15 protein-coding genes are annotated in these 19,139 nt (G+C 56.2%); 4 read left to right on the top strand and 11 right to left on the bottom strand.

Annotated elements, in window-relative coordinates; genetic code table 11:
* Positions 1 to 10: 10 nt before the first annotated feature.
* Entirely contained in the window at positions 11 to 1,549 is a 1,539-nt protein-coding gene (locus tag HNQ64_RS05570; RefSeq protein WP_184206298.1) for a choice-of-anchor K domain-containing protein, read from the bottom strand.
* 450 nt (positions 1,550 to 1,999) lie between these two features.
* Between HNQ64_RS05570 and HNQ64_RS05565 the strand changes: the two genes are divergently transcribed.
* Entirely contained in the window at positions 2,000 to 3,907 is a 1,908-nt protein-coding gene (locus tag HNQ64_RS05565) for a type II secretion system protein GspD (RefSeq protein WP_184206296.1), read from the top strand.
* Positions 3,908 to 3,944: 37 nt separating this feature from the next.
* Here the strand turns inward: HNQ64_RS05565 and HNQ64_RS05560 are convergent, their stop codons facing one another.
* Positions 3,945 to 4,619, bottom strand: coding sequence for a hypothetical protein (locus HNQ64_RS05560; protein ID WP_184206294.1), 675 nt, complete (start codon positions 4,617 to 4,619; stop codon positions 3,945 to 3,947).
* Between the two features lie 251 nt (positions 4,620 to 4,870).
* On the opposite strand from HNQ64_RS05560, the gene HNQ64_RS05555 reads away from it, so the two are divergent.
* Positions 4,871 to 5,350 (top strand): peptidylprolyl isomerase, encoded by a 480-nt coding sequence (locus HNQ64_RS05555; protein ID WP_246430971.1) that lies wholly within the window; start codon positions 4,871 to 4,873, stop codon positions 5,348 to 5,350.
* 61 nt (positions 5,351 to 5,411) lie between these two features.
* Here the strand turns inward: HNQ64_RS05555 and HNQ64_RS05550 are convergent, their stop codons facing one another.
* The gene (locus HNQ64_RS05550) at positions 5,412 to 7,124 is read right to left on the bottom strand and encodes a coiled-coil domain-containing protein (RefSeq protein ID WP_221305353.1); all 1,713 of its coding nucleotides are present in this window, start codon (positions 7,122 to 7,124) and stop codon (positions 5,412 to 5,414) included.
* A 96-nt stretch (positions 7,125 to 7,220) separates the two neighbouring features.
* On the opposite strand from HNQ64_RS05550, the gene HNQ64_RS05545 reads away from it, so the two are divergent.
* Entirely contained in the window at positions 7,221 to 9,620 is a 2,400-nt protein-coding gene (locus tag HNQ64_RS05545) for a hypothetical protein (RefSeq protein ID WP_184206288.1), read from the top strand.
* 12 nt (positions 9,621 to 9,632) lie between these two features.
* Here HNQ64_RS05545 and HNQ64_RS05540 read toward each other — a convergent pair whose 3' ends face one another.
* The 6 genes from HNQ64_RS05540 to HNQ64_RS05515 all read right to left on the bottom strand — a co-directional run bounded on the left by HNQ64_RS05540 (position 9,633) and on the right by HNQ64_RS05515 (position 16,590).
* The gene (locus tag HNQ64_RS05540) at positions 9,633 to 13,004 is read right to left on the bottom strand and encodes a beta strand repeat-containing protein (protein WP_184206286.1); all 3,372 of its coding nucleotides are present in this window, start codon (positions 13,002 to 13,004) and stop codon (positions 9,633 to 9,635) included.
* Positions 13,005 to 13,168: 164 nt separating this feature from the next.
* Positions 13,169 to 13,954, bottom strand: coding sequence for an MlaA family lipoprotein (locus tag HNQ64_RS05535; RefSeq protein ID WP_184206284.1), 786 nt, complete (start codon positions 13,952 to 13,954; stop codon positions 13,169 to 13,171).
* A complete protein-coding gene (locus HNQ64_RS05530) occupies positions 13,951 to 14,538 on the bottom strand; it encodes an MlaC/ttg2D family ABC transporter substrate-binding protein (protein WP_184206282.1) in 588 nt (195 codons plus the stop codon). The genes HNQ64_RS05535 and HNQ64_RS05530 overlap by 4 nt, the downstream gene beginning before the upstream one ends.
* A complete protein-coding gene (gene mlaD, locus HNQ64_RS05525) occupies positions 14,535 to 15,011 on the bottom strand; it encodes an outer membrane lipid asymmetry maintenance protein MlaD (protein ID WP_184206280.1) in 477 nt (158 codons plus the stop codon). Before mlaD ends, HNQ64_RS05530 begins: the two co-directional genes overlap by 4 nt.
* The gene (locus tag HNQ64_RS05520; protein WP_184206278.1) at positions 15,008 to 15,814 is read right to left on the bottom strand and encodes an ABC transporter ATP-binding protein; all 807 of its coding nucleotides are present in this window, start codon (positions 15,812 to 15,814) and stop codon (positions 15,008 to 15,010) included. The genes mlaD and HNQ64_RS05520 overlap by 4 nt, the downstream gene beginning before the upstream one ends.
* Complete coding sequence (locus HNQ64_RS05515; protein ID WP_184206276.1) at positions 15,814 to 16,590, bottom strand: MlaE family ABC transporter permease; 777 nt, start codon at positions 16,588 to 16,590, stop codon at positions 15,814 to 15,816. The genes HNQ64_RS05520 and HNQ64_RS05515 overlap by 1 nt, the downstream gene beginning before the upstream one ends.
* A gap of 147 nt (positions 16,591 to 16,737) precedes the next feature.
* On the opposite strand from HNQ64_RS05515, the gene HNQ64_RS05510 reads away from it, so the two are divergent.
* A complete protein-coding gene (locus HNQ64_RS05510) occupies positions 16,738 to 17,400 on the top strand; it encodes a M90 metallopeptidase family protein (protein WP_221305352.1) in 663 nt (220 codons plus the stop codon).
* A gap of 80 nt (positions 17,401 to 17,480) precedes the next feature.
* Here the strand turns inward: HNQ64_RS05510 and rplQ are convergent, their stop codons facing one another.
* Together rplQ and HNQ64_RS05500 are read right to left on the bottom strand one after the other, a co-directional pair.
* Positions 17,481 to 17,972, bottom strand: coding sequence for a 50S ribosomal protein L17 (rplQ, locus tag HNQ64_RS05505; protein ID WP_184206272.1), 492 nt, complete (start codon positions 17,970 to 17,972; stop codon positions 17,481 to 17,483).
* A gap of 31 nt (positions 17,973 to 18,003) precedes the next feature.
* The gene (locus HNQ64_RS05500) at positions 18,004 to 19,122 is read right to left on the bottom strand and encodes a DNA-directed RNA polymerase subunit alpha (protein ID WP_184206270.1); all 1,119 of its coding nucleotides are present in this window, start codon (positions 19,120 to 19,122) and stop codon (positions 18,004 to 18,006) included.
* Positions 19,123 to 19,139 lie beyond the last annotated feature (17 nt).

The raw sequence follows: 19,139 nt of genomic DNA, 5'->3' as shown, positions 1-19,139 counted from the left end.
TTCTAAAAAACTATTTGTTAGGCACAAAACGACCTCGAAGAGAGGCACTGGCGGAGGCCCCTTCAAAAACCAGAAACTGATTTCCCTGCGCCACTCCGGCACCAGGATCTAAAGTGGCCCAGCTCAGCTCCAGACGGTATTCCACCCCGTCCACCGTCACGGTGAAGTCCGTGCTAGGATTGCGTAACTCCACAATGTCAGCACTCGCCATGCGGTCCGTGCTGTTCTCCGTATTCACCAGCCCCATGTTGATATGAACCACGGCATTCTGCGCAGGCTCGGTAAGCCCGAGATTGATGCTTAAAGTCACTCCATCCGCCTCGCTGTTGTAAAACGTCGTGCCATTCAGCATCACCAAATCTCCCAGGGAGAACCAGACATTTGGCACGACTGCTTCAAAGGGTTTAGGCTCAAAGCTCAGTGTATTCTCTTTTCCTGAATCTAGAAACTGGCCATTCCCCAGATCCAGCTTGGTGTTGCCATGCTTAATCGTGGATTTTTCATCCCCGTTTTGAATGGTGTTTACCAGGCCTGTCCCCCCCGTCACATTCCCCCAAGTTCCTTTGCCTGAGCCTGTAAAACCTGAAACAAGCCGGTAATAAGAGGCCGATGCAATGCTGCTGGTCTTATAAAGAGCCGTATCTGTCGCGCGATTACGTGCCTCCAATTTATCCGCAGATCCCACTGCTAATGGACTGCCGGTGTAAGGGGTCCAAGCACCTCCATTCACACGGTATTCTAGAGTGGATCCATCGACAGGAGCTCCATTCGGGCTGATCAAAACCATCCCCGGAAAAGCTGCATAAGCGAAGGTCCCACCCGATGGACTGATGCCTGGGCGTGGCAGTGTAATCGCAGTGGGCGGTGAGCTCCCGCCACCTGTATCCCCACCACTCCCGCCGGATCCCCCTCCAGACCCTCCGCCACCACCGCCACCGCCTGTATCAGGCGGCGTGATAGGGACTGCATCCCCGGGATTAAACGGAGAGGAAACCCCATTTCCGCCATTGCTACCAGGCGTGTTGTAAGCCGCTTTACCCGAGCTTGAATGTCCCCATACCCAACCCTGATTTTTACTCTTGCCTACATTGAAAAGAACCACGGATGGCGTTCGGGCATCCGTGCCAGGCTCTACCCTTGCAAGAGTCTCATCCAAATAAAACTCCGTCACAGCAGAACCTGAACCTGTGGTTAGCTCAAATCTCTGCTTTTGCGCATTCCACTTCGCACGTGCCTGACCACTTTTCTCGGGGCTAGACGTGATGCGCGCCTTCAGACGAACGTCCACCAATCTCCCTGAAGCTGGTCCCACATGGCTTTTCCACTCAGTTTGAGGGCGGCTACGTTTCAGTTTATCCAGCACCGCTTGGGGATCTGAGCCTGCCTTAAAGCTTCCCCCATCAGACGTATAGACGGAGATCATCTGGTTCAGGGTGGCCACATCTGAAGAGAGCTTGATGTCCTTCACGGCAGTGGGTTGCCGCCCCACGAGAGATAGAACCACCGTCGCCAGCACCCCCATCATGGCGATGATGACCACGAGCTCCATCACCGAAAAAGCCTGACGAGACCGCGAGGTCGGCGGTCTGAGAGGTGAGTGTGTGAATGGAGTGATTTCCATATTGGTTATGGTAAATAATTAAACCTAGCTAAATTTGTGGTGAAAATCAACACCAAGCAACGTTTTTCCATATTTTCTATAAATTTGATTTCTCATTGTTGCGAATATTGGGAATCCCAAACCATCTTTAAAGGCAATCTTATCGTCAAAGCCCAATATTTAGGCATTCCGGAAAATATTATCATCATGGTGATAAATAGCATTTGAGTGAATTCACCAAATCCACTATATTTTTCATAACAGCCCATTTCAATGCACACTCTGCGCCCTTTCCTTTTGATCCTCTGCCTCGGGACAAGCTTTGTTCTCCGCCCCGCAGGAGCGCAGATGAGCGGCCCTGGCTTCAACTTCACCTCTAGTCAATATGAGGCGGAGTCCATGAAACTCCGGGATGCCCCGCCACAGCAGTATGATTTCTCGAATGCGATCCTCTCGGATGTGCTGCGCTTTTTGGCGACAGATGCAGGCATGTCCTTCTTTTCCTTGCCCAATGACAGCCCTGAGGGCAATCGGCAGGTCACCTTTTCCATTCGCTCCAGTCCTTTCCGGGTCTTAGAAACTCTCTGCAAGGCTAACCAGCTTGCCATCATCCCAGACAACGGCATCTGGTACATCCGTCCAGCCGACGATAAAGAACTCATCGGCAAGTCATACCTCATTCGGCATAATTCCCTGGAACGCGTGGACCGTGTCAATTCAGGTTCGGGTCTCAGCCTCACTCCCGTAGGTGGCTCTGGCGGCGGTAGTGGCAGCAGCGGTGGTGGAGGTGGCGGGGTGAATCTGCAAGGCAATCAAGAAACCTTCTCGGTGCGCCGAAGCGAAATCATCAATGACATCCGTTCCCTGCTCAGTCTGCCCACGGAAGAGCAGGAAACTGGCGGCCAAAGCACCGGAGGCGGTGATCTCGGAGCCGCTTTGGGAGGCTCTGGCGGAGATCTGACCAAGGCCATGAACTCGAATGAATTGAGTGCTTTCCGTAAACCCAAAGTGATCTGGAAGTCAGACTCCAATACTCTCTATGTCGTCGCCACGCGGTTGCAGCATCTTTGGGTGGAAGGCTTCTTGGAAGTGGCAGATAAGCCGCAAACCCTCATCGCCATTGAGGTTAAATTTGTAGAAACCACCCGCGATCCCAAGCGTGAATTTGGCATTGATTGGACAGGCACTTTTGACACCGGAAACTTCCGTCAAATCAACCAAGTAAACGAAGAAATTGATGAAACAACAGGTCGGCGAACCATCCAGGTAGAGTACGACAATGTCGCTACCAATGGCGGTTACCGTGCAGATTTGACCAACCTCCTCAGTCCGACCAATCTCAACGCGGCAGGCGGAGCACTTGGCTATCCGGCGTTGGGCATCTTGAGTTCTCAGGACATCAACGTGAAACTGCGTGCCTTGTTGCGTGATGAAGAGACCCAAATGACCTCTTACCCCCGCATGGTGACCCTCAATAACAGTGAAGTTTCCTTTCGCAGTGTGGTCAACCAGCCCGTGCTCGATGGCACGGCCTCTGCCACCGTCGGAGCAGGTGCCACCACCACTTCTTCCATCGCGTATTTGCCGATCGGGACCGTGCTTAACATCCTCCCGAAGCGCATGGAAAATGACAAAATCCTCCTCAACATGGCGGTGACAGTTTCCAGCATCATCATCACAGAAGTCATCAATGGAAATCCTTACCCGGTGGCCTCCTCCCGCGTTTACAATGCACCGGTCGAGGTGAACTCTGGCTACACAGTCGCCGTGGGCGGATTGGACGAAGCGCGCGAGCGTGAAGGCAAAGCAGGCATCCCATTTCTGCATAGCATCCCTGTTTTAGGCAAAGCCTTCAAATACGACAGCAAGAGCAAGAATCATAAAAACCTGATGCTCTTTATCACCCCCAAGATCATTGATGCACGTGAAGGCGGCCTGCCCAATGAGCCCCAATCCGTCATCCCTCAGCGTCCAGACAAACTCCTCCCCAAGATCCCTCAAGTGGATCCTAACACCGGTGCCATCATAGGAGGCCCTGCATCTTTGCCCAATGCCGTGGCTTACCTCACCCGCGAGACGGACATCCTCCACCACACCATTTATGAAGGCCGCATCACCCCCGACGAAAGCCGCAAGCTGAAAGAACTCAAAATAGCTGTCGAGCAACTGGATGCCCAGTGCGAAGTGCTGAAACAGCAATATCCAGATCAAGGATCTCTGATCTATACCAACCAACAACAGCTCAAAGGCTTGCTGGATCGCAACCAGCAAATGGCCCGGCTTTTGTTCTCAAAAAAATACTTTTGAGAAAGCCGGGCCAGCGCAAACCTAACCTCAAGTGTGATTAACGCTCCCGACGCCGATCTGAGGATGCTGAAGGTGTGCGCCCAGCCGAAGAGGGAGCGGAGCGCATGGCCGCAGTCGTCACACGTGGGCTAGAGCGCATGGTCGGCGCAGGGCTGGATCGCATCGTGGGAGCTGGGCGCGACTGCATACGTGGTGCAGATCTAGACTCCACCCTTGGGGCAGAGCGCATTGTCGGAGTCGGTGAGGTGTAGGATCGAGAAGCCCGTGAAGAACTGCTGGACGGGCGCGTCAACTGACGAGGCGCACCCAGTGTGGGTGTGCGGGGAGCTGACCCCAGAGTGGTTCCGTCGCGGAAGGAGCTAGGCCGACTCACGCGCGAAGCGTACCGGGAGCTGCTCGAGGATGGACGATAATGGCTGCCATAGTGATGATCATGATGGTCATGCCGATCATAATAACGACCGTAGCCTCCGGGATAATATCCCCCACCGCCAAAGCCCAGAAAGCCGATGCTGGAGTAGCCTGGGGCGTAACCATAACCAGGAGCGTAGCCGTAGCCACCGCCGTAATAGGAAGTGTCCTCCACATAAACACTGCTCCCGACTGGTGCCACACCTGAGTAGCCGTAGCCATACTCGTCATATGTCACGCAGGAGCTGAGGGCGGCGCCACAGAGCACGGCACCCGCCAAAGATAGAAATTTGATTTTCATAACTGAGGTTCAGACGCTGGAAACTTCTACATTATTCAAATAACGGCGATCTTTATCTTCAGTCCTGCCATTTGCATGATCCTCACTTTCCCCTTTGCATATTCCGCGTCTCCATGCCTCTTTCTCTCCCCAACTGTATGAAACTCAATCTTCCGCTTCTTGCCGCCCTCGCATTCACGTTTGTCGGCTCGACCGGTTTAACCCAAGCCCAAGAGACCCCTGTGAGCGATACCAAGCCTGTGAAAGTCGTGATGGAAACCAGCAAAGGCACCATCGAAATCGAACTCGACGCCGCCAAAGCCCCCGGCACTGTCAACAACTTCGTCAAATACGTGAAGAAAGGCCACTACGATGGTCTCATCTTTCACCGCGTGATTCCTGACTTCATGATCCAGGGCGGAGGTTTCACCGCTGACATGCAGCAAAAGAAAACGGATGCCCCCATCCAGAACGAAGCTGCCAACGGCCTGAAAAACGTCAAGGGCACTCTGGCTATGGCTCGTACGCCGGATCCGCACAGCGCATCTAGCCAGTTCTTCATCAACCTCAAGGACAACAGCTTCCTCGACTATCCAGGACAAGATGGCTGGGGCTACTGCGTTTTCGGTAAAGTGACCAAGGGCCTCGACATCGTGGACCAGATCGCTGCTGTGCAGACCACCAGCAAAGGCGGCCACCGCGACGTGCCAGCTGAAGCCGTCACCATTAAGACAGCCAAGGTCAGCGAATAATTTCCGCTGTTTCTTTCGAGGCCAGTCACCCTCCGGTGGCTGGCCTTTTTTGTGGATTGCCTCAGGACTGTGCCGACGAGCCAGCCTGCCGCACCACCATTTGTGGAAATGGAATGTCCCACCCATGACGAGTCGCGGACGCCAAAGCGGCACGCTGGAGCACGCGTGGAATGGAGAGATAATGGGCCGCCTGTGAACCTGCCACCACCGCTACGATAAGGAAATTCAGGGAGGATGCAGCCGCTTCCTGAAACTCCACCACCACATCCAGCAACTCCTCTTCCCTCATGCTCTCCAGCAAGGCTGCACGTACATCCGCCTTCAGTTTTTCAGGGATTTCTGTCAGTGCTTGGGGTTGATGTTGAAAGTCAAACCCCACAGTGACCGAGCGGGCAAAACCTCCCGCCAGACAGGCCACATCTAACTTCACAAAGTCACTGATCGGCAGGCTGCGTTTCAGCCCCCCACCGTAGCGCAGTTCCACCTGATCTGGCGTGATGTCTGTGACCTGGGCCAAAGTGGTGCCGTTGAGCAAAATCCAGGACCGCTTACTGCACGGAAACCACGGCTCATCCAGAGAACTAGGGCGTGAAACCATCTTCGAAAGTTCTGCCAGTGGCAGCCGCAGTCCTGGGCCGCCAATGGCCACATTGGTCAACTGAGTGAACATGTGGATCGCGCCCACACGCCAAGGCACTCCATTCACGTAAACGCGCTCCCCTTCCCTCACGGAGCCCAGATTCAAAAGAAATTGCAACTCTTCGAGATGCTTGCCGATCCCAGACTTGGCCGTCATCAACAAACCGCCTACAGCTAACAAAGCCAGACCACCTAACAACCAATCTCCCCGAGCATACAGAACGAGTAATGCCGAGACGATGGCCAGCAGTAAGCTACCGCCTTCATGCACCACATCCAGCAGACGAGCTGAAAAGCTAAGCCTCTGGTACTTCTTCACAGGCACTAGCTTCAGGGCATAATAATAAGCGGCTCGTAGCCCAAAAAGCACCACTAGAAATGCGAGTAGTGCCAGAGCAATATTGGTGCCCCGTGTGAATACAAAGCGCTGCACCTGTTTCCCTAGTTCCGACCAAAAATTCGCACCCGAAAGTGTCAATTCCTTGAGCTGATGCTGCACCACCGTGATGCGGCTTTCCGTTTCACCCAGTCGGGTCTGCCAGCGTTTGCGGGTTTCATTCAGCTCCGTGCGCAGACCTGCATCTGGGGATTTACTGGCTTTGATATCTGCCAAAAGTTTATCCACCTCATCCAGGGCCCGTTTCGCCTGCTCCTTTTGCGAGTCTAATCGGCTCAGTTCATCCTGTAGAGCCCGCACTTCCCGCGGCTTGCGCGTGAGTTCGCGCAAGTCACTGAAGATGGGTGTGAGGAATTGTCCCAATTCATCTTGGAGTTTCAGCGGTGCCTGACTGACCGGATTGATGCTGTAATCTTCCAGGGATTGCAGCCCTGTGACCATCACGGCAAAGTCGCGCTCCACTTCTTGGCGGCGTTTCTCCAGCCGCTCAATCTCAGTCTGGAGGTCCTTTTTAGACGTTTCAGCGGTTTCGTTGCGTAGCTTCTGCCGTGCTTCTTCCAGCGCCTTTCGCAGGCCCTCACGTGTGGCGAGCAGGGAGCTGAGCGTTTGTTTTTTATCCGGTGGAGGCTCTTCCACAGGCACAGGCTCAGCTACCTTTTCTGGGAGTGTCTGCGCAGGGCCAGAAGCTGCCAATACCAGCAGTAGAAGACCTATCCGAATGATCCATGACAAACTCATTCTGTATTACACGTGGGAGCGTACTGTTTGCAAGTCGGTGTCTCCCCACTGCTGCGTCGTTGCTCTCGGGTCCAGCATCGCTAATGTCTCACTTTCATGCCAGCCCCGCGCCGTTCACGTTCTACTCAACCAGCCGCTCGTCCAGCCCCGCCTTTGATCCCTCTGGGGACAGTGATGAGGGAGTTTGAATCATGGCGCGCAACCCAGACGGGAAAGCCCAGTCGAGGCATATTGAAGGACTACTGGCAAAAGCAGGATGCCCGATATGCTCAGCGTCCAGATTATGCGCTCTGGCGTGAACTTCATGGCAGCGACTCACCACCGCAGCGGAGACAAGATGTGACCGAGCTCAGCCTGCGTGCGCTCAAGTCCCCCGAATCCCCCATCTTCTGGGCCGCGCTCACTCTGCTCCCAGAGGTACTGGATCTCTCTGCGCTAAGCTCAACGAAAAAAGACACGCTTCGGCAAACTCTACGTCAGCGATTGGAGAGGGACCGGCTCGTCCCCATTTCACGTTCCCCCTTGGCCTCTAGGCTAGTTCTCTTTTTAGCACGCAGCTTACTTGCCAGAGAAAAAACCTCCTTCTGGCAGGAACTCCAAACTCTGCTCCAAACAGCCACCCCAGGGTGGAAACCCGGTCGCAAAGTGGACCTGAACTTTTGGAACCAGGAACTCCCCTGGCCAGCCACTCAAGCTCACATGGCGCGGCGGTTAGCCACGGTCATTCATCGGCAAATTCTGGACCAGCTCCCCAGTTCTAAAACCATTGACGCAGCCGAGCTGGCCCCTTGGCATTTCACTGCCTGGACACTGCATCGCGATGCCCGCCCAGCTTCCAGCCCTGCACGAGGGATGGAACTTGAAACCCTCCTGGCCGCAGCTTCCACCGCCCGTCTTGGGGGCGATGCAGATCAGGCCGCTAGGCTAACGGCCCTCGTTTTACACCTGCTGCCACCTCAGGCCCCAGAATCTTTTTTGCAGCGCTGCCGTGTTGCGGCTTGGCATCTTTCTGAGGTGGGCCTTTGTGGTCATCCAGCTCTTCAGGTTCCGTTTGAAGACCTTCCTTTCCCTGGGGATCCGCCTGCGAGTGAGATGGGGCAGGCTGCCGCGCATCAGTATCTGGATGCAGCAGATCCAGCGCACCATCACCTCACTCAGGAGGTTCAGACAGACCCTCTATGGGATGTTCTGCGGCGCGCAGGTATTGTCCTGCATCACCCTTTGGCGGCTCTGAGTTGGGTAGCACGCAAGGCTCAGGCCTATGGGTTAAAAAAGCAGCATGAGCTCCTGCAGGCTGCGGCGACTTTGGCCGCGAGACATCATCGCCTGCTCACTTTAGGCCGTCTTTTACCCTATCTGCCACCTTCCGCAGAAACGCTTCTCGAATACGCGCAGAAGCTCCGGCAAAATCAACGGCGTATGCCCTTCCTGCGGGATGAAGAGTTAGGCCAGGATTGCCTACGCTCTTTGCGTCATGCATGGGCGAAGTTGGAACCCGAGGCCCTTCAGGACCCGGAGCATCTCTTTTTTCTTCATGAGACATTGCATGACCGCACCGTCACCACGCTACGCGCCCTTCCCGCAGACCTCAGGCTGCTAGCCCTGCGGCACCTACACAGTCGGAACCAGCCTTCCTCGCTTGTGCAGACGCTAGTGGCAGACCCTCGGCAAATGCAGCAGCTGGAGCATCAACGCCAAGTGGAGCTTTGGTCCGTCGCCACGGAGCTGCGTGAACGTGCCGAATGGGCCACCACCGTGTGGTTATCAATCGTTTTGCGCGGAGAGCCTAACCAAGGCCGTTACAGCCTCATCATCCAAGGCCCTTCCGGTAGAGTGATCCATCATGATCGCCTGCGCGCCCAGCCTTCCGGCGAGCTGGACTTGTCTCCCCTCATCAGCACCGTTCTTCAATCTCTAGCTCAAGTCAGCCCCGAGGCCACTCAAGTCTTGGCAGCGGTAGATCCCGCACTCGCGCATCAACCATGGGCCGCGCTGCTGAAAGCTGCGGGCAGGGACATCGCCATCACACTCATTCCAGGCTGGGAGTGGGCCTTCCGCGTTTCCCGCGAGACGGCCAGCCCGGCTACCGCCCCGGCTGAATGGCGCTGGCCAGCCGCTTGGCCGCCAACTTCGCCGCTCGATACTCTACCAGCGCTCTCTAACACGGTCTTTCTTCTACCCTCCGCAGACCATTGCGATGCCGATACGCGCTGGGCCGCAGCCCCAAAAACTGACGAAGGACAAGACAGCCCACCAATGCGTTCCTTGCAGTTAGGCCAGTATGAACAAATCTTCTCTGGCATGCCCGTCACGCAGGGATTTTTGAAGCAAGATCTCATCCGCCTCAGTCTCGCCCACAACACACTTAGCTTTCTCTCTCCGGCAAAAGTTCTGAATGAGGCTGAACGTAAACTTTTCATCCAGGCACCACTGATCCAGGCAACCGAATTTCTCCGCCATGGATTGCCCCTGACACCACCCGCAATGCCGAAGTGAACCCGGCCTGATTTAAAGCGAACTGCGCCGACGACGGAGCAGAACGCTCCCGAGTCCCAGCACCACAAACAACAGCCGCCCAGGCTCGGGGACAAGCACCACGGAAATCGTCCCCGCTGAGTAAAGCTGTGAGACATCCCAGGCATAACCCATCACACCGAGGTCAGGCAGGTTTAAAAAATTACCTCTCGTGCTGCTGAGGTTGCTAAAGCTGCCAGAAGGTGATCCAGTGAGGCCACTCCAGTCAATGATTTGCCAAGTCGTTCCGGGAGCCCAACCTGCCGTATTGCCCGCATCCACCGGGATGCTAGTGACGATATTCAACACTGAACTCCCCCCCAAAATCACGCCTGCTTGACTGGCGAGAATCAGGCGGTCCGCACTCGCAGCATTATTCAAGCCGCCGCTGGCCTGCCCAGAAAAAAGATCAATGACCACGCGGCCGCCAATCTCCACGGTCCCCAACCCCGTGGTGCTCAATGTCAGCGTCTGCCCAGCCACCGGACTGGGATTCCCCACCGAGACGATGCCATTGAGGGTAATCCCCAAGCCGGATGCCGGTGCAGCGCGACCTGTGCCGCTGAGAGTCGCACCACTGCTGACGGTCAATGCCCCGCTACCGGTTGCACTGCCGCTGGCATTCGACAGGCGCAGATTTCCCATGCTGACCGTGGTGCCGCCGCTGTAGCTGTTCCCGCTGGCCAAGACCAAGGTGCCACCGCCGCTTTTCTGAAGCGAAGCCGTATCCGTAACCTCCAGCCCCAGCGTGGTAGTGCCACCCGTGATATCAAAAACACGGTTCCCCGTGCCAAGATGCAGTAAGGGCTCAACCGTGCCGCTGGACCCTGCTGTGATAGCACTTGTACCGCTGGCCGTCACATCCCCGTCCAGGTACATTTCTGATCCTGCATTGCCACGATTCAGCGTGATGCTCCGCCCCTGCAGCAGCAAGCCACCGCTGCCGATGGTCAATTTCGTCCGTGGATTTCCGATGCCGTTGTTAGCCCCAACCAGGATATCTGCGCCACGCAAGAGGGCGCGATTGAACTGCCAGTTAGGCGGTGTAGCCCCACTGCTATTCAGGGTCATGATGTTGCCTCCATCCAGTGTCATCGTCCCGGTCACGATCAGGTGCCCTACATTGCCGCTGGCACTCAAGCCCCCTGAATTTTGCGTGTAGTAAGCCACTGTTTCCGTCGTCGTTAGGGGAGATAGCAGACCTCCATTCATGACAATGCCAGAGCCATTTGAAATCTGCTCATTGGCCGTCAGCGTGACGGTGCCGCCTGTCTGGATGTCCAACCCGTTCGTGATGGCATCCGTCCCCGCCGTTTGATTCAGGTTTAAAACACCTCCGTTCACCGTCGTCACACCCGCATAGGTCTTGGGCAAGTTTCCAGTGAAAGTCAGTGTGCCGGGGCCACTTTTGATCAAGCCGCCACTCCCCACCATGCCCACACTGATGGTGGTGTTGCCACCGGTCTCAATGGTAAAAGTACGCGTCGCTAAGCCCAAGTTCAACTCCGGCTCGACCAAGCCTGGATTGTTCACGATGATGGAGTTAGTCCCCGCACCTGTGAAATCTCCATTGAGATTCAAAACCGTTCCTGCACTGCCACGATACAAGGTGAGAGTGCGACCGTTCTTCAAACTCAACCCCCCACTACCCACCGTCACAGCAGTGCGGCTGATGCCCTCGCCATTGTTACCGCCGACCAAAAGGTCCGCCCCGCCCAGTTCCAGACTGCCTGTCTGGAAATGCGCTGGAACGGCATTGCTATTGATGGTGAAGACATTGCCTCCCAGCAATCTCATGGCCCCTGTGATAATCACCTGACCAACATTGCCACTGGAGGTCACACCCCCACCATTCTGAGTGTAAAAAGCCAAAGTTTCATTCCTGCCCCAGGCCGAAATCGTTCCCCCTGTGTTCACGGTGATGCCTGCCGTATCGGCAATTTGATCATTCGCACTCAACGTCAGGGTGCCACCCGCATTCACTTCAATGTTGGCGGCCACGGCATTAATCCCTGCCGTTTTGTTCAACGTCAATGTGCCGCCATTGATCCGAGTGGTGCCTGTGTAGCTATTGGCATACCCCCCTGTAAAAGTCAGGTTGCCATTTCCAGTCTTCGTCAGCCCCGCCTGGGAAGAGGCGCCATTGGTCATTTCCACATTGATGGTTAGGTTAGCCCCACCTGCACCGATGTTAAACTCGCGCTCTACCGCTGCGGTGGTCCCACTGAGCTCCAACCTGACCGAGCCCACCATGCCGCCCGCAGTATCTTCCGTGATGAACGAAGCTGCGGTGCCCACCGTACTCAGGCTGCCATTCAGTACCACTTTGCTCCCAGCGGTGCCCGTACCGCCACGACGCAAATTGAGTCGCGAACCATCCAGGATCAGCCCACCAGCCCCTACCGTGATGGAACTCTGCGTGGCAGAGTTCCCATAAAGAGTGAAGCTATTGTTTGTACCGACCACACCCGCAGCGGTCGCCGCCATGGCGGTGAGCCGCAAGCTATCAAAGCTGAGCCGGGCACCGCTGTTACCCACAAAAATAGTGTTATCCACCCCACCAGTGAAACTCCCGGCGCCCGTGATGGTCCAGATGGATGCTGGTCCAGGATTGAAGGCACCGCCCGTAACCACAAGCCCGGCGATGGTTTCTGAAAAGGAGTTTGGCATGCCCACATTCACACCTGTGCCGTTAAACACACTGCCCGCGCCGCTGAGGGTCACGAGGGTCGTATCAGAAAGTTGGTTAGACCTTACAAAGGTGACTCTTCCGCCAGCGGTGATATCCAGATTCCCAGCGATGGCATTCACGCCTGCCGTTTTATCCAGATTCAGGATCCCAGCGCTCACCGTCGTCACCCCCGTGTAAGCATTCGCTTCCGTCCCGCTAAGGTTCAGCGTCCCCGTGCCTGTTTTATTCAGTCCCCCATTGCCGCTGATAACTCCGCTCACGGTCAGCGCTCCTGCCGCCGCATTGAAATTTCGCGTGGCCTCGATCAGCATTGGCAGGCTAATCGTTTGCGTGAGGGTGGAGTTATTCAGGACATCCCCACCCAGTGTGATTCGATTGCCAGAAAGCGTGAAGGCACCTGAACCGCTGTTAAAGGTGATGCCGGCAAAGCTCGTGTCTGCCGTAAGGTTATTTACCGCCGCCAGTCGCAGACTGCCACCAAAGGCGAGCGAGTCCCCAGCCAGAGGCACCGCACCACCCCAGTTTAGCGCTGTGGACCAATTGTTGTCAGCGCCCCCGCCATTCCATGTCACCTCAGCCGAGGACAGGCGCATAGTCCAAAGCAGTAGCGCAAGCCCCATTACGATGAGGTTGAGAAGACGGCCATTCAGAAAACGATGATTGGGGGGAATCATAATCGGGGAGGTGTATCAGTACACATCCCACACATCATTTCATCGCCTCTTTTTCATTTCAGGGATGCGCTCATGCTATGAGCAAGGATCCACTGAGGCTGGGCTAAAGAACCTTACCCCTAGACTTACATTTTTGATGAACAGACCAGCCGCGTAAAAACAGACTACTGGTCTGCGGCTGAGTTGCGATTCTGAATGTAAATGCTGCGAACTGAAAGGTAGGGATCCACAGAATTTTTGCAGGCTTCGTCGTAATAATAGAGTTGGTCTGGCAAAGACTGCACGGTGTTCACCGTCGAAGGGATCCACACCCAATCACGAGCATCTCCCTTCAGGAAGAGCCCCCAGTTGACCGGATTGAGCGCATAGTCACCCGCAAACCCCACGGTTTCACGAGCCGTGCTGGGGCCAAAAACAGGCAGCACGATGTAAGGGCCGTGACCGAGGCCCCATTTGGCCAGCGTCTGACCCGTGTCTTCGCTCGGCACTGCGACGAGGGAGGGAATTTTGTCAGAGACCTTCACAAAACCACCTGCACCCACAAGGGTATTCACGCCGAATTTCTGCACCTCTTTGCCAGCACGGCCAAACTTTCCCTGAAGACCGCTGTTCACAAAGCGCACGGGGAATTTGGCGTTGTCAAAAAAGTTGGTCAGTCCTTTCCGCACAGGCTGGGGTGCCACGAATTCATAACCTTTGGAGACAGGCCTGAAGACAAAGTTGTAGAGGCCATCGTTGAGCTTGAAGGTGGCGCGGTTGAGGCCCTCCAGAGGATCAGCCACCTCCGCAGTCGCAGCGTAATCGTCCAGTTCATCCACTGCATCCAGCGGCTTCACTGCGGCTGGGACTGCTGCTGCAGAAGGCTTTGAAGTCTTAGGCGTGGCACAATCTGTCAAAAAGGGGACCAAGGCCAGTGACAGGAGGCGGAGAGTGGGGATGCCAGTTTTCATTGGGGGCGGGAGACAGATTGTTCGAGAGACGTGATCACCGCAGCAGCGCCACCTTTTTTAAAGGTAGCATCAAGCTGGGTACGATAATTGGCGACCATGCTGACACCTTCGATGACAACATCCACGATGCGCCAGCCGCCCCCCACCTGCTCCATGCGGTAGGTGACACTGTAACGACTGCCTTTGTACACCAGAGTGGTCGGCACATCCACGCGACCAGCGGCAGGTGCGACGGCAGACTGGAAATCCACCGAGGCTTTTTCACCAGGCGTGAACTTGTTGCTGTAAGTGCGAATCACGAGGGTGGTGAAAAGCTGCGTGGCCTTCTGCTGCTGAGCAGCGCTGAACTGGCGCCACCCCACGCCTACCGCGCGGCGGGTCATCGTTTCAAAGCTGATGTGCTTTTGCAAAACAGGCCGTGCACTTTCTGCCAAGGCACTGCGGCTGGAGACTCGGTTTGATACGGAAAGGACTTCATCCACCGCCGTTTTCAGACGTGCCTGGGCCTCCGCAGTGGAGGCAGATGCCTGCCCGAGCAGGAGGGGCGCGGACACAATCAAAGCGAGTAAGGAACGTCGATTCATGGGGGTGGTGCTTTTTCAGTTTCTTCTGACACGCTGCCGAATGCCATCTTCCCGATTAAGGACTCCAGATCAACGGAGGACTCTGTCATCGTGATTCGCTCGCCAGCTTTTAGGTAAGTTTCGTCTGCGCCCGGGGAAAGTGCTAGATATTTATCACCTATCAGCCCGGTTGTTTTGATGGAGGCCATGGAATCCGTGGGCAATTTCAGCCCTGCCATCACATTCAGGGTCACGATGGCCGTGTATTCAGTGGGCTCCATGCGGATGGATTCCACCCGCCCGACAGGCACCCCAGCCACGACCACATTGCTGCCAGCATTCAGCCCGCTGACACTGGTAAAGCGTGCTTCCAGCTTGTAGGTATCTCCCCCCAACAGAGTGCCCGCCCCTAGTTTCACCGTCAGGTAGGCGACGGCAGCTAGGCCCAAGAGTACAAAGGCACCGACTAAAAATTCAAGCTTGGTCTGTTTCATACGTCTTCAGAATGGAGAATCTCACCGCTGCGGATCGCGGCTAAGGAAGTGCTGAGGGCTGCCGTATTATCGCGAAAACTGACCACAACAGAATCGGATGAAGCGGAAAATTGCGCGGGTGTTCCCTGAAAATGCATTCGCCCCTGGTCCAGCAGCGCCACACGATCGCTGGCGATCAGCGCCTCCGGCACATCATGCGTCACCACCACGGCGGTAAAACCAAACTGCCGCTGGTAACGGGCGATCATGACAAACACGGCATTTCGGCGCAAAGGGTCCAGGCCCGCCGTCGGCTCATCAAAGAGCACCAGTTCCGGCCGGGTGACAATCGCCCGAGCCAGCGCCAATCGCTTTTGCATGCCCCCGGAGAGCTGGCTGGGGTAGCGGTCTTGGTGGGCTTCCAGTTCCAGTTGGCGCAGGGCCTCCCGGCTACGCTCGCGGATCTCTTGATCTGAAATATCCCGTGTCTGCTCCAGCGGCAGCGCCACATTTTCTAAGGCCGTCAAAGAATCAAACAGCGCATTGCTTTGAAATAGAAAGCTACAACGACGACGAAAGTCCGCGCGAGATTCACCTGCGGTCAGCGCCTTCCCATCAAATAGGATGCGCCCTTCATCGGGGCGGATCACATCGGCGAGGCATTTGAGAAAGACCGACTTACCCGCGCCGCTGCGACCCATGACCGTCACCAAGCTACCGCGCGGAACATTCAGATCCGCGCCGGCGAGGACGACGTTGTCGCCAAAGCGCTTATGCACGCCCTGCACCTGAAGCAACAATTCTTGAGTGGGAACGGACATCATCAAATCAAGAAAGAGGTGATCACATAATCCGCCGCCAGCACGGTGATGCTGGACTGCACCACCGCCCGGGTGGTGGAGGCACTGACCGCACGCGCGCCCGTGGCTGAGCGACAACGATGCGCATTAAATCCATGGTAAGCACAAAGGGCGATGGTCAGCAGGCCAAATGTTCCCGCTTTCAGCAGGCACTCCGTCACATCCTGCATTTGCACGGCGCGCTCCACTGAGGACCAATAGACCCCGGACTCCAGGCCTAACAACCAAGTGCCGGAAAGGCTGCCACCAAAAAGACCGATGGTGACAAACAACGCCGTCTGCATGGGATAAACGATCAAAGCAGCGAGCAATCGAGGAGAAATGAGATAACCCAAGCTATTCACACCCATCGTGTCCAGCGCGGCCACTTGCTCCGTATTTCGCTGAATGCCCAGTTCCGCCGCCAGGGCTGAACCCGCCTGCCCCACCAACATCAGCGCCGCAAGAACAGGTCCCAACTCACGCACCAGGCTCAACGACACCAGGGCTCCTAGCAGACTTTCGGACCCGAAGCGGTTCAGGACGTAATAACCTTGCAGTCCCAACACCAGTCCTGTGAACAGACCAACGATGAGGATCACTGGCAGGCAGCGCACCCCTTGCTCGAACACACCTCGCAAGACCCGGCGGAACAATCGCCGTGCACTGAATACGGACTGGAATGACTTTAACGTAAATAACGCAAAGTCTCCCAAACCGTGGACCAACGCGAGAGTATGAGATCCCAGAGCACGCACCATGAGTGAGCCACAGTCAGCCACCCTGAGGCACGATGCAATGCTCAGATGTTTCTTATTCAAGACAAATGGCACTCCACAGAACGTTATACCCCCATGCGAGCCGTTTCTCCTCTTTGTTTCCTTCTTGTCCTTGTGACCTGGGTCAATATGGCCCGAGCTGAAACACCGCCGGCGAACCACCCCTCCCGGCAAGTGGAAGGCTGGACGATCCATGTGGATGAGCGCCTTCTACAGCCGGACCACGCCACACTGGGAAGGACCGCGCTCGCCCTTCTCCAGGCTCGCTTGGCAGACATCCTCACCGTCCTGCCGAAAGACAAAGTGCCCCAACTTCAAAAGGTCCCCATCTGGCTGGAACTCAACAGCCGCGATCTCACCTCCATGCAGTATCATCCGTCTGCCAAGTGGCTGACCGACCATGGCCATTCAGCTTCCCTGGCCAAGGCTGTGCACATCCCTGTCGCTGCACAGTTCGTCTCCGCCCGCCATCAGCACATCCAGCCCTGGAGCCTGCTGCATGAGCTAGCCCACGCCTATCACGACCTGGTACTGGGCTTTGACGAACCCCGCATCGCCGCATGCTGGGACGCCTACCAAAAGTCTGGCCATGGCGATAGAAGCCTGCATGTCACCGGTCGCCGCATCCGCCACTACGCCCTAACCAATCCGAAGGAATTCTTCGCCGAGATGACCGAAGCCTACTTCGGCATCAATGACTTCCACCCCTTCGTCCACGGCGAACTCAAAACCGCCGAACCTGCCATCCATCAACTGCTCCAGGAAATCTGGGGCAAAACCGCATTGGATTGAGATCATCTCTCCTAACAAAAAGCGCGGATACCTTTCGGCATCCGCGCTCTTCAATAGATCTTTAGATCCGTAGAGGCTGATTACTCAGCGGCAGCTTCAGCGGCCTTTTTGGTGGCGCGCTTCTTCTTCGGAGCAGCTTCTTCAGCAGCAGCGGCTGGCTCTTCGACAGTCACCACTTCGACAGCGGCTTCTTCAGACTTCGGTGCTGGTGGCACGTAAGCGTCAACCCACTCGATGAAAGCCATCGGAGCAGAGTCGCTGCGGCGCTGGCCGAGCTTGATGATACGGGTGTAGCCACCCTGGCGATCTTTGGAAGCAGGAGCGATGTCTTCAAACAGCTTCTTCACAGAAGCAGGCTGGCGCAGCTCAGAGATGGCGGTGCGGCGGGCGTGAAGGTCACCACGCTTGCCCAGGGTGATCATTTTTTCTGCCAGTGGGCGCACAGCCTTGGCCTTAGCCAGGGTGGTGCGGATGCGGCGGTGCTCCACAAGGGCGCAAACGAGGTTGGCCAGCAGTGCTTTGCGGTGAGCGGCGTCGCGCTGGAGTTTAGGGACTTTTCTTCCGTGTTTCATGTCTTCGTTCTCTCTAGTCTAAGGTCAGGGATTATTCGTCGTCGTCACCGTCTGGCAGGTGGCTGTCGATCAGGCTGGCGAAACCAGCGGCATCAGCTTCATCATCGTCATCAGCGATCATGCTGCTGCGGGCGAGCAAGGAGCTGCCGCCGGAGGTAGGCTCAAGCAGCGATGAATCGAACTTCATGCCGAGAGACAGACCCAGTTCGGCCAGCTTCTCTTTGATTTCGGTGAGGGACTTCTTGCCGAAGTTGCGGTAGCGCAGCATTTCGGCCTCCGTCTTCATGGCCAACTGGCCCACGGAGGTGATGTTGGCGTTGTTCAGGCAGTTCGCCGCACGGACGGACAGCTCGATTTCGTTGACGCTCATGTTCAGGAGCTTGCGCAGCTCGCTGTTTTCTTCGGTCTGGGCTTCTGGAGCCGCTTCGAATTCGATGGCCTTGTCGTCGTAGTTGACGAACACGTCCAGGTGGTGACGCAGGATGGAGGCGGCCTGGAGGAGGGCGTCGCTCGGGGCGATACGACCGTCGGTCCAAACGTCCAGCACCAGCTTGTCATAGTCGGTGTTCTGGCCGACGCGGGTGTTTTCCACGCCGTATTTCACGCGGGTCACCGGGCTGTAAATGGAGTCAATCGGGATCACACCGATCGGGGTGTCTGCACGCTTGTTTTCTTCCCAGGTGGAGAAACCACGACCGACGCGGACTTCGAATTCGCACTCGAACTTGGCTTTGCGGTCTAGGTTGCAGATGACGAGGTCCTTGTTGATGACTTCGTAGTGGTTGTCTTCCTTGATGTCACCGGCGGTGACAGCACCTTCCTTGTCCACGCTGATGGAGAGGAGGCGGGCTTCTTTGCTCTCGCTGTGGTGCTTGAAACGGACTTTCTTCAGGTTCAGAACGATCTGAACCACATCTTCCAGCACGCCAGGCAGGGTGCTGAATTCATGTTCCGCACCGCGGATCTTCACCGACGTGATGGCTGCACCTTCCAGGGAGGAAAGCAGGACACGGCGAAGGGAGTTCCCGATCGTGTGACCGTAACCTTTGTCAAAAGGCTCGGCGCTGAACTGGGCGTAGGTATCGGTGGCGGTGGCCTCGTTGCGGACGAGGCGACTCGGCATTTCGAATCTGGCTAGGCGGACGGACATGGATGGATTTGGATAAA

It is taken from the genome of Prosthecobacter dejongeii (genome assembly GCF_014203045.1).
GTDB lineage: Bacteria > Verrucomicrobiota > Verrucomicrobiia > Verrucomicrobiales > Verrucomicrobiaceae > Prosthecobacter > Prosthecobacter dejongeii.
This window is presented reverse-complemented; position numbering and strand designations above follow the sequence as displayed.